A 7629-nucleotide genomic window follows, 5' to 3' on the forward strand; every position below is an offset into this window, starting at 1 on the left:
GTCATGCCAGGTCTGAACTCGTTATGGGCGACCGCTCGCTGCCCATCAGATGTTAACCGGCCTGTACCCCAACGTAGCAGGCCTGTCGCGGCGTCAGAGGTATTTGCGCACGCACTCTTCCACTAAATCCCAGAACCAGGCGGTATCAATGGAGATACCGACCTTGGCATTTGCCGGTTTGCCCAGCACGCCCAGCTCGTCGCAAACGGTACGGCCATAGCACGGGCCGCTGTTAACATCGACTTCTACGTACATATCCTGAGTTTTGATCCCCTGGGGATTGATGAGATAGCCAATACACGTTGCGTCATGCACCGGACCACCGGCCAGGCCGTAATTTTCAAACTGCGTTTTAAGGGTAAAATTCATGATATCGCTGAACAACTGGCCTGCAGGACCTCCGACGTTTTCCATCCGGGCAATCACATCGGCGGTACAGATGGTCTGGTTGGTAAGATCAAGTCCCATCATCACCAGCGGCGCACCAGAGGTGAAGACCACGCGCGCGGCCTCCGGATCAGCGAAGATATTGAACTCGGCGGAGGGCGTAAAATTGCCTGTACCGTAAGCGCCGCCCATCAGGACAATCTCACGGATTTTCGGCACGATGGCGGGTTGCATACGCATCGCCACGGCAATATTGCTCAACGGTCCGACCGGAACCAGCGTAATATCGCCGCTACTTGTCATCAGTGTATCGATAATATATTTCACCGCATGGGTACTTTCCGCTTCTCGGTTCAGCGGTTCAAATACCGGGCCGTCCAGACCAGATTCTCCGTGAATATTGTCCGCGACAATCTGCTTACGCATAATTGGTTGCGGCATCCCAGCGTAAACCGGCACATCAATATTAAGTTTCTGACAAACATTTAATCCATTAACTAATGTCTTATCCAGCGTCTGATTCCCGGCAACAATAGTAATCCCCAGCAGATTAATTGCTGGATGCCTGGCCGCCATCATCATAGCAATAGCATCATCATGCCCCGGATCGCAATCCAGGATAATTTTTCTTCTTTCCATTTTATTTCCTCTGTTCACTGTTACGTTATTTTCGATTTACCAAAGAAAACTAAAGCGGGTCGATGGTTATCCCCTAAATAATTCGAGTCGCATGAAGGCGGCAAGGAAGAGAATACCCAGGAGCTTACATAAGTAAGTAACGGGGGTGAACGAGCGCAGCCAACGCACATGCAGCTTGAAGTATGACGGGTAGAATCATAACGACAGAAAACGTATGCTGAATATGAGAAATCTCATACAGGGAAACCGCAGTGAAAGAAATCCAAAATGATGTTCTCAGGCAACAATTGATCGGCTGTTCTGGCTATACAGAATGTTTTTCTGATGATGTTGCGCAGGATACCCGGTTATTTCATATTGAAGCCGGTGACTACATTGTCCGGGAAGGAAGCCAGCCAGCATACCTGTTTTATCTGGTTCGCGGGCGCGCCAGACTGTACGCGACATTGCCCAACGGACGCGTATCGCTGATTGACTTTTTTGGCGCACCTTGTTTTATCGGTGAAATTGAATTAATTGATGTCGATCACGGACCACGTGCCGTTCAGGCGATTGAAGCGTGCTGGTGTCTCGCGCTGCCCATGAAACAATATCGTTCCCGTTTGTTAAACGATGCCATATTCCTGCGACAACTTTGCCTCGCATTAAGCCGTAAAAATTATCGGAATATCGTTTCATTAACCCAAAACATATCATTCCCACTAACTAATCGCCTGGCAGCGTTTATTTTATTAATGCAACATGGTGATCTGTATCACGAAAAACACACACAGACAGCAGAATATATGGGAGTGACCTATCGACATTTATTATATGTGTTGGCGCAATTTACGCGAGAAGGATTACTGTTAAAACAGAAGAATGGTTATATCATCAAAGATAAACAAAGACTCACTGCGCTGGCGCTTGAGATGACGCCGGAAAACAATGTCATAGATTTATTCCATTAACAGGCGCATCATTATTTCAGAATAAAAAGACAGAGAAAATCCCTCCGGGAGCAGTGATCAATCAGCTTCAGACACTTGTCCCCGGGCGACGCTTGCCCGGCCTGCAAAATAACATCACATGAAAACGCTATGTACTATATATGCTATCTGCCGGCCCGGTAAGCTTCCGCCACCGGGCCAGCAACTTACGCCGCTTTTGCCGCGACTTCCGTTTCCGGACGTTTTACGAAAGCGTAAGCCAGTCCTGCCACCAGCGTACCGGCCACAATTGCCAGCAGGTATCCCAATACCGGCGTAATTGCGCCTGGGATAAGCAGAACAAACAGACCGCCATGCGGCGCCATCAATTTTGCGCCTACCGCCATAGAAATGGCCCCGGTCAACGCGCCGCCAACGATACAGCACGGCAGTACACGCATCGGGTCGCGCGCCGCAAACGGAATAGCGCCTTCAGTGATAAAGCACAGCCCCAGCACCAACGCCGCTTTACCACCTTCCTGCTGCGCTTTATCGAACTTACGACGCGCCACCATCGTCGCCAGACCCAGCGCTAACGGCGGCACCATACCTGCGGCCATGATCGCCGCCATCGGCGCGTAAGTCTGGGTACTCAACAGACCGACGCCGAACGCATACGCCGCTTTGTTCACCGGGCCCCCCATGTCGGTACACATCATCCCGCCGAGAATGGCGCCCAGCAGCACCGCGTTCGCCGTCCCCATGGTTTGCAACCAGTGAGTCAGACCTTCCAGAATCCCGGCAACCGGTTTACCGATCAGGTAAATCATCGCCAGGCCTACCACCAGGCTGGAAATTAACGGAATGATCAGGATCGGCTTCAGCGCTTCCATACTTTGCGGAAGTTTCAGTTTCGTACTGATAAGCTTCGCCATATAACCGGCAAGGAAACCGGCAATGATTCCGCCGATAAAACCGGAACCGGTGCTAACCGCCAGCATACCGCCAATCAGACCCGGCGTAAGGCCAGGGCGATCCGCGATGGAAAAAGCGATATAACCCGCCAGTACCGGCACCATCAGCGCAAAGGCCGAACCGCCGCCAATCTGCATCAGCGCCGCCGCCAGCGTGTCCGGCACCTTAAAGGCTTCAATACCAAAGGCGAAGGAAAGCGCGATACATAGTCCCCCGGCAACCACCATAGGCAGCATGTAAGAAACGCCCGTCAACAGATGCCGATACGCGCCAGCGCTCTCTTTCTTCCCTTCAGCCGCTGCCTGCGACGCTTTGCCTGCCGGTTGATACGGCGTCGCTTCCGCTACAGCTTTATCCAGCTCCTGCGCCGTCTTTTTCAGCGCCAGGCCAGTAGAAGTACGGTACATCGGGAGACCGGCAAACTTCGCCAGATCCACTTCGATATCCGCCGCCACAATTACCAAATCCGCTTCCGCCACCTCTTCAGGCGTGATGGCATTGCCGGCCCCAACGGAGCCGCGTGTTTCGACTTTTACCCACCAGCCGCGTTTTTTCGCTTCCGTTTCAATGGCTTCAGCCGCCATAAAAGTATGCGCTACGCCGGTCGGGCAGGCCGTTACCGCGACCACGCGTTTCGGACCGCCGCTCGCCGCAGGAGCAGCCGCAGCAGGAGCGCTGTAAGGGGTCGCATGGCTTTTGGCTTCACTCAGAAACAGTTCCGGATGCGCGACGGCGCGACCAATATCCCCCAGCCAAACCTTTTTGCCGTTCAGAGCATTGTCGTTCGGCAGAGATTCGCCCAGCACGATCGCCAGCTCAGCATCATTCGGATTGTCGATAATTTCCAGATTTGCTTTATGCGCCGCCGCTCCAAGCAGGGTTTTCGCCATGTAAGCGCGAGCCTGGCCGAGATTAGCGTCAATTATCAGCAGCGTTTTCATTATGCCTCTCCTGCTGTCAGTTAAACGGTTGTAAGTCGACACGCGCCATCATTGCGGCCAACTGAGGACGATCGGTAATACCCACATTGCTCTGGCTGACCGCCAGCGCGGCAACCGCCGTCGCCAGACGCAGCGTATGTTCGCTGGACTCGCGCATCAGCAGGCCGTAAATCAATCCGCCAACCATGGAATCGCCTGCGCCGACGGTACTTACCACGTCAACCGCCGGTGGTTTAGCGATCCATTCTCCTGAGGCGTTAACCCACAGCGCGCCTTCCGCCCCCAGCGAAATCACCACATGGGCGATCCCCTGTTCGCGTAACGCGTGCGCCGCATCAATCACATCTTTCATTTCCGGGAGCTTACGCCCCGCCCAAACTTCCAGTTCGCGGCGATTCGGTTTCACCAGCCACGGCGCGGCTTTAAGACCGGCCACTAACGCTTCACGGCTACTATCAAAGATAATGCAGGGGCACTGGCTGCGCAGACGCGTCATCCAGTCGGTAAAGGCTTCCGGACTCACGCCAGCCGGTAAACTACCGCTGACGCAGACCATATCGAACTGCCCCAGCCAGCTCAGGGAGTCGTTAACAAAGCGTTCCCAGTCTGCGGGCGTCACGTCAAAGCCGGAGAAGTTGAAGTCGGTCACTTCGCCATCTTTTTCCGTCAGCTTCACGTTGATACGGGTCCGGCCCTGAACCACCTGAAAGCGGTTAGCGATGCCCAGTTCGCTGAACAATTGCTGAAAACCGTCCTGGTTATCTTTACCGAGAAAACCGCCGACGGTGACGTCGATGCCTAAGTCTTTCAGCACCTTGGCAACGTTAATGCCTTTGCCCGCCGCATGCAGACCCGTGGTTTTCACCAGGTTCACTTCGCCGCGTTCGATTTCAGGGCAAAACCCGACCAGATCGTAAGCCGGATTAAGGGTAATGGTGGCGACACGCCTGCTCATTATGCGCCCTCCCCGAGACCGGCGGCGATCGCATCGCCAATCGCTTTCAGCGCCTGTTCAGCATCTTCACCCTGCGCGGTAAAGCGCAGACGATGGCCTTTCTTCACGCCTAATGCCACCACTTTCATCAGACTACGTCCGTTTGCCGGTTTGCCGGTTCCATCAAGGTTTGTCACGGTAATTTCACTGTTAAATTGTTTAATCGTATTCACCAGCATGGTGCCCGGACGGGCATGGAGACCATGCTCATTACGCACTACAAATTCCGCGCTCAGTACGTCATCCGTCAGCGCATCATCAATGGTCAGCAACGCCAGCAAAGTCGCGGCATCCGCGTTCAGCAGACGATCGCCTTTATTGTTCAGCAACAGGTCGCCGAGGCGTTTTAACACGGCAATCGGCTGCTCGTCGTTCATCGCGACAGTGACCAATAAGGCCGCTTTTTCACCCTCTACGTCAAACGCCTGGGTCGCACGGCTTACCGCAACAGCGCTGCGCAAATTGCCTTCCGCGCTGTCGTTCAGCCAGATGCCTTGTCCCAGATTCATCGGACTATCGTTAATCGTTTTTGCGACGAATGCCGCATCAACCGCTCCCGCCTCTTTCAGACGCGCCGCATTTAGCGCCTGCAATGTGACCAGCGAGCTGGCGATGACATCCAGCGTCATCGTTTCGTTATCAAGTTTTAATTGTTCACTTTGCTTCTCGCCCATCAGCAATGCGCGCAGCTCTTCCGCCGTTGTCGCGGATTTCAGCTGTTCAGCCACGGAGTCATCGCTCAGCACATGCGTCAACTGACGCAGCAGGCCGAGGTGTTCGTCCGAACTGGCGGCAATACCAATCGCCACGTAGGCGACCTGGCCTTCTCCCCAGATAACGCCCTGCGGGAATTGAAAGACCTGGACGCCGGTTTTCAGCACCTGATCGCGCGTGTCTGTTGTGCCATGGGGAATCGCAATACCATTGCCAAGAAAGGTCGAGGTTTGCTGTTCGCGCGCCAGCATACCGTCAACATAGCCGCCCGCCACATTCCCCGCCTGCGCTAACGCGGCGGCGATTTGCCGAATGGCCTCTTCTTTATTTCCGGCCTGCTCGCCCGGATGAATGTCCTGAACCGATAACTGGAACATGTGTCTCCTCTCCCGCTGAATTGAAACGATTCAGCCACTATGAGAAAAAAAGCGCCAATCTGGTTCGTCTAAAAAACAAGATCGCGCTGAAACGTTTCAAGAAGTCTGGATCTTTATGCTTCAGCATGCAAGAAAAGTTACCGGTTTTGTAGCGATTTTTTGAGGTGAAGCACATTTTTTCTCCAACAGACCATCAATAGCTGACGCATAAAGGCTTCAGCTTTTTTCTTTCAGCTTCCGTCAGCACCCTTGGTAACAAAGTGGAATGCTATTTTGATTTTTCGTGTCGATTTTGATTCAGACGCCTGTTTATTTTCTGACGGGCAGCGTAAACTCCGCCTCTCTTCACACCACTGATATAGAAACATGCACAACAGTCCCGCCGCCGCTGCGCCTAAATCGTTTGACCTGACGTCTACCGCCTTTTTGATCGTCGCTTTTCTCACCGGTATTGCCGGTGCGTTACAGACGCCGACGCTCAGTATTTTTCTGACGGATGAGGTTCACGCCCGCCCCGGCATGGTGGGTTTCTTTTTTACTGGCAGCGCGGTCATCGGCATTATCGTGAGCCAGTTTCTGGCGGGTCGCTCAGATAAAAAAGGCGATCGCAAAAAACTGATCGTTTTTTGTTGCGTGCTGGGTATGTTGGCCTGCGTGCTATTTGCCTGGAACCGCAACTACTTTATTTTGCTGTTTATCGGGGTCTTTCTCAGTAGCTTCGGCTCTACCGCCAACCCGCAGATGTTTGCGCTTGCCCGTGAACATGCCGATCGTACAGGTCGCGAAGCAGTAATGTTCAGTTCAATCCTGCGCGCCCAGGTCTCGCTGGCCTGGGTCATTGGGCCGCCGCTGGCCTATGCGCTGGCGATGGGTTTTAGCTTTACGGTGATGTATTTGAGCGCGGCGGTTGCTTTTATCGTCTGCGGTCTCATGGTGTGGTTCTTTTTACCGTCAATGCGCAAAGATGCGCCGCTGGCAACCGGCGCTCTGGAAGCGCCGCGCCGTAATCGCCGCGATACGCTGTTGCTGTTTGTTATTTGTACGCTAATGTGGGGGACTAACAGCCTCTATATCATTAACATGCCGCTGTTTATCATCAATGAGCTGCATCTTCCGGAAAAACTTGCAGGCGTGATGATGGGCACCGCCGCCGGACTGGAAATTCCTACGATGCTGATTGCAGGCTACTTCGCAAAACGGCTGGGGAAACGCCTGTTAATGCGCATCGCCGTTGTCGCCGGGCTGTGCTTTTATGGCGGTATGCTGCTGGCGCACGCTCCGGCAACATTGCTCGGTTTACAATTGCTGAACGCGATTTACATCGGCATTCTCGGCGGGATTGGGATGCTCTATTTTCAGGATCTGATGCCGGGTCAGGCGGGTTCAGCCACCACGCTGTATACCAATACCATTCGCGTTGGCTGGATCATTGCCGGCTCGCTGGCGGGAATTGCCGCAGAAATCTGGAATTACCATGCGGTTTTCTGGTTTGCGCTGGTGATGATTGTCGCCACAGTGTTCTGTCTGGCGCGTATTAAAGATGTTTAACTCACAAGCCTAATACGTTGTAACGTTCCGGTGAACTCACATTTTCAAATTTTTTCAGCCCTGTAGCATCGTGGTCATGTCTATCCCCTGAGGCAATAACATGACCACTCACCACACCACCACGCAAAAAGCTCAGCATGTCCGGG

General features: G+C 53.5%; 6 protein-coding genes. 2 read left to right on the forward strand and 4 right to left on the reverse strand.

The window, feature by feature from the left end; all coding sequences use genetic code 11:
- Positions 1 to 93: 93 nt before the first annotated feature.
- Entirely contained in the window at positions 94 to 1026 is a 933-nt protein-coding gene (rihB, locus tag F4V61_RS17630) for a ribosylpyrimidine nucleosidase (RefSeq protein WP_038395266.1), read from the reverse strand.
- 251 nt (positions 1027 to 1277) lie between these two features.
- On the opposite strand from rihB, the gene F4V61_RS17635 reads away from it, so the two are divergent.
- Positions 1278 to 1976, forward strand: coding sequence for a transcriptional regulator YeiL (locus F4V61_RS17635; protein WP_038395264.1), 699 nt, complete (start codon positions 1278 to 1280; stop codon positions 1974 to 1976).
- A 185-nt stretch (positions 1977 to 2161) separates the two neighbouring features.
- On the opposite strand, the gene fruA is transcribed toward F4V61_RS17635, so the two are convergent.
- From fruA to fruB, 3 genes are read right to left on the reverse strand one after another with little or no spacing between them, the layout of a single operon-like run.
- Positions 2162 to 3850, reverse strand: a complete 1689-nt coding sequence (gene fruA / locus F4V61_RS17640; protein WP_038395263.1) for a PTS fructose transporter subunit IIBC — start codon at positions 3848 to 3850, stop codon at positions 2162 to 2164.
- A 16-nt stretch (positions 3851 to 3866) separates the two neighbouring features.
- The gene (gene fruK / locus F4V61_RS17645; RefSeq protein WP_038395261.1) at positions 3867 to 4805 is read right to left on the reverse strand and encodes a 1-phosphofructokinase; all 939 of its coding nucleotides are present in this window, start codon (positions 4803 to 4805) and stop codon (positions 3867 to 3869) included.
- Positions 4805 to 5935: a fused PTS fructose transporter subunit IIA/HPr protein gene (gene fruB, locus F4V61_RS17650; protein WP_080161316.1), complete on the reverse strand. Its 1131-nt coding sequence runs from the start codon at positions 5933 to 5935 to the stop codon at positions 4805 to 4807. The genes fruK and fruB overlap by 1 nt, the downstream gene beginning before the upstream one ends.
- A gap of 366 nt (positions 5936 to 6301) precedes the next feature.
- On the opposite strand from fruB, the gene setB reads away from it, so the two are divergent.
- Complete coding sequence (gene setB / locus F4V61_RS17655; protein WP_058345158.1) at positions 6302 to 7483, forward strand: sugar efflux transporter SetB; 1182 nt, start codon at positions 6302 to 6304, stop codon at positions 7481 to 7483.
- Positions 7484 to 7629: the final 146 nt, after the last annotated feature.

This window comes from Salmonella enterica subsp. arizonae, assembly GCF_008692845.1.
Taxonomy (GTDB): domain Bacteria; phylum Pseudomonadota; class Gammaproteobacteria; order Enterobacterales; family Enterobacteriaceae; genus Salmonella; species Salmonella arizonae.

Bases quoted from the DNA above. Each gene is read 5' to 3' on its own strand.
- fruK (WP_038395261.1), bottom strand. From the start codon at position 4,805: ATGAGCAGGCGTGTCGCCACCATTACCCTTAATCCGGCTTACGATCTG.
- rihB (WP_038395266.1), bottom strand. From the start codon at position 1,026: ATGGAAAGAAGAAAAATTATCCTGGATTGCGATCCGGGGCATGATGAT.
- setB (WP_058345158.1), top strand. From the start codon at position 6,302: ATGCACAACAGTCCCGCCGCCGCTGCGCCTAAATCGTTTGACCTGACG.
- fruB (WP_080161316.1), bottom strand. From the start codon at position 5,935: ATGTTCCAGTTATCGGTTCAGGACATTCATCCGGGCGAGCAGGCCGGA.
- fruA (WP_038395263.1), bottom strand. From the start codon at position 3,850: ATGAAAACGCTGCTGATAATTGACGCTAATCTCGGCCAGGCTCGCGCT.